The following is a 3,448-nucleotide window of genomic DNA, read 5'->3' on the forward strand; positions in this document are numbered from 1 at the left end:
GCTATTAGCATGATTGACATGCCAAACTGGACAGATTATGTACCGGATACACAAAGTATACTAAGCCATGTGATACACATGTTGATGTGACATAGCGTAGCAAGAAAGTACAAAGCAGGGACTAGCAGTAGAAGCTAGTCCCTTTTTTTTAGAGAGGAGTAGAAGCATGGAATATGACTACACGAAAATACTAAAACAACCGATTCGGATGTATACCATTAAAGGCGTTCCTATCCCATTTTTTAAAAATGGAGTCAGTTTACAACAAATAATCGTCATTGGCATTGTTTTAGCGTTGGCTATTATCCTTGGAATCATTGCTTTTATGCAAAAAATAGAAGCAGTGATGGGCTTTATTATGAATTGGTGGGTTCTCGTTCTTGGTGCTATCTTCGTTATCATTTGGACGTTGTTCTCGTTGAGTTGGGATAGGAAAAATATTTTTCGTTACCTACTCGATCGACTAGTCTATCAACGAAAAAAGAAAGTGCAATATGAGCACGGAGAGCCAATCGAAATCGCAATAGGTCAATGTGTGACCTATGATTACAAGGAGGATTGACCATGGCATTGGCACAAAAAAGAGTAGAATCCCCGATAGGACATATCTATGATAATTTAGTCATCACACCGAAAGGAGAAGTATTTGCCATTTATCGCTTGGCGAAAATAGACTATCCGTTGAATGATGAAAAGTTTTTTAACGACTATTTAGAAGATGGCGATGGCGTATTTTCACATGAAGAATTTGACTATAAACTGTTTGATGTTCCGGAAGGTTACGACTTAGATAAACACTTAGATGAGACGATTCAAGGTGTTTTAATCGAAGATGAAACGGGGTTAAACACGCGCTATTGGCGACGGGCAGGCGAAATATTAAAGGACGAAGTGCAAAATAATAATTATATACAATATCTCCAGGTACGCTTGACCAAACCAGTAGAAATCATTGATCCAGTCGATTTCTTTCGCGCATTAAATAACCAAACCAAAAGTTTTTTAAAAAAAATGGCAGGCAATAGCACGACAGATACAAAGCCATTACGGTATTTTCAAAATCTGGAAAAGATGCTATATAGCGATTTACAGAATTATAAATCGGTAGATCGCGTCAAAGAAAAGGAAATGCACCGCATCATGTATTACAATTTCCATCGAGCGAATCAAACGCCATTATCTTATGTACAAGTAGACCCGTTTAACATGCAGGAGGGAATGGTTACAAATCATAATGGTTACTTGACGATAGAGCAGCTAGACAAAACACACTATATTAGCATTTTGCCGATTGTTAGTACGCCAGACGCTACATTTGGGAGTGCTTTTGTACAACAATTAAGAGATACGTTGCCATTTCCGTTGGAGACACAAATCCATGTGCGACTGCAACGACGAGAGAAAGACATGACAAATGTGAATAAAATCAGAAGACGCTTGTATCACCAAGAAAAAGATAGGGATAAAACAGATCAGCCTTTAGATGAGGATGATGTGATTAATACTGGAGAAGATGCCTTGAAAGACCTACAAAAAGGGATGAAGGAGCATACCTTTCGATTAGCCAAAACAACGATTTTATTTATCGTTGCTGCGGACTCCAAAGAAGAAATGGAGCAACGCATTAAAAACGTACAGTATGCCATTGGAGCAACTAAATTTAAAGTATACCAACCGATTGTGGATCAACTCGCTTTATTTCATCAATCGTTGCTGGGTGTTCCGTACACGTTCCGGTTATTTGAACGAGAAATGACGACGGGTTATGTCTGGGATTTAGGCCTAGACGTGGAACGAGATATTGGAAATAAGCATGGGTTGCCACTCGGGAGAGTCATTACAAAAAAGAGCTTTCGCGATGCAAACGAAGCAAGACAGGCAAGTTCTAAGGTCGTCTGGTTTAACCCAGCGCTCACTAAAAAAGCAATCACCGGATCACGATTTACGAATGGGAATACGCTGATTGTTGGACCACCAGGGCAAGGAAAAAGTGTGACCGTCAAATATATTTTTTGTTGGTTGCCATCCCTCGGACAGAAGGTTCTATATATTGATCCGAAAGATGAAACGGAAGATTTCTTCGGGAAGGCCAGCAATGTCTATGCGGATAATTCGGATTTCAAACAATTTGTCGATCGCGTCAATTTCATGCGTCTTTCAGGCGAAGAAAAAAATCGCGGTATGCTTGATCCGCTACTATTTTTAGAAGGAGAAGAAGCAGAAACGGCAGCCAGTGAAGCTTTAGAAGAACTGGGCGAAGTAGAAAAACATCCAGAAACATCAACAGCTAAAAAAGTACTCATTAAACGTGCCATCAAACAAACCATGAAGCATGTGACGCCGAATATGACACGTGTTGTCGAATACATTCGGAAAGAGGATACCGAATTAGCGGAGCATATCGAAGGTTATGACAAGACAATTGGCCGTGTTTTATTTGGGAAAGACGATTCCAGGCGTATTGATTTTGGCAATCCAATCACTGTATTAGGCATTGCAGGGCTGAAATTGCAAACGGTCGATGAAGTCAAAGAACAGAAGAAAATGACACCATTGCAACGCGTATCGCAAGTCATTATGGAAAATGTCTATCGTCTCGTGACGATATTCTCCACAGATCGTAACCAGGATGCCGCTATTATCTTTGATGAAGCAGGCGGGCTGGAAAACACAGCGAGTGGAAGAGAGAAAATGGATGACAGCTTACGTAAGGGCCGTGCAAATAACACGGATATTTACCTTGTCACACAAGCCGAAGGCGACTTCGCTAGTGAGCAAAAGAAAGAGCTTATCAGCTATAAATTTATCTTCCGACCAAACGATACCAAGGCACAAGAGCGCTCGTTGCGTTTCTTAAACTTGCAAGTCAATGATGAAAATAAGGCCGTTATTGAAAACTTGAAACAAGGCACATGCTTGTTCCAAGATCACATGGGACGCACCCAGCCGATTGTGATTGATGTCTTGTTTGAAGAATGGCTGATGGCATGTTCATCTACCGATAAGACAGACGAACGGATTAAACGAGCATTAGAGCTAGAAGGGAGACAGACAATTGCGTAAGAAGCAGACCAAAAGAACATGGGTGAGATTGCTGCTGCTTGTCTTTATTTTAGTTGGCTGCCACACATACGCTGTACATGCAGCCGAAGTTGTGCAAGATGTAACGGTCACGGATGACCCGATTGCGATGCACAAAGCGTATAAGAATTATTCGTTCCCACTGATGACAAAGGAGCCAGAAGGTTTGGGGCCGATGTCTAAAATAATCGCTAATATGGGTGTAGGCGCTAAAAATTTCATGTGGGAAGCAGCCAAAATTACAGGTCAAGTCAATGCGGTGTCGATTGGCTTTTTATTCGATTTTGATGCGATGAAGCCAATTCGACAGCCTATATTGAATATAACAAACGGTTTAGCTGGTTCCATGTTAGGCTTAACTACCACG

Annotated in this window: 2 protein-coding genes and 1 pseudogene; all 3 read left to right on the forward strand. The window is 41.0% G+C overall.

Annotated elements, in window-relative coordinates; all coding sequences use genetic code 11:
- Positions 1–166: 166 nt before the first annotated feature.
- On the forward strand, positions 167–562 hold the full coding sequence (locus DUK53_RS16750) for a TcpE family conjugal transfer membrane protein (protein ID WP_124893175.1): 396 nt from the start codon (positions 167–169) through the stop codon (positions 560–562).
- A gap of 2 nt (positions 563–564) precedes the next feature.
- On the forward strand, positions 565–3,063 hold the full coding sequence (locus DUK53_RS16755) for an ATP-binding protein (protein WP_124893177.1): 2,499 nt from the start codon (positions 565–567) through the stop codon (positions 3,061–3,063).
- Positions 3,056–3,448, forward strand: a pseudogene (locus DUK53_RS16760) (hypothetical protein); the annotation flags it as partial. The gene DUK53_RS16755 and the pseudogene DUK53_RS16760, both read left to right, overlap by 8 nt.

Source organism: Listeria sp. SHR_NRA_18 (assembly GCF_003856515.1).
Taxonomy (GTDB): Bacteria; Bacillota; Bacilli; order Lactobacillales; family Listeriaceae; genus Listeria_A; species Listeria_A newyorkensis.

Excerpts from the sequence above, each read along its gene's own strand:
- DUK53_RS16755 (WP_124893177.1), top strand. The coding sequence starts at position 565 with ATGGCATTGGCACAAAAAAGAGTAGAATCCCCGATAGGACATATCTAT.
- DUK53_RS16750 (WP_124893175.1), top strand. The coding sequence starts at position 167 with ATGGAATATGACTACACGAAAATACTAAAACAACCGATTCGGATGTAT.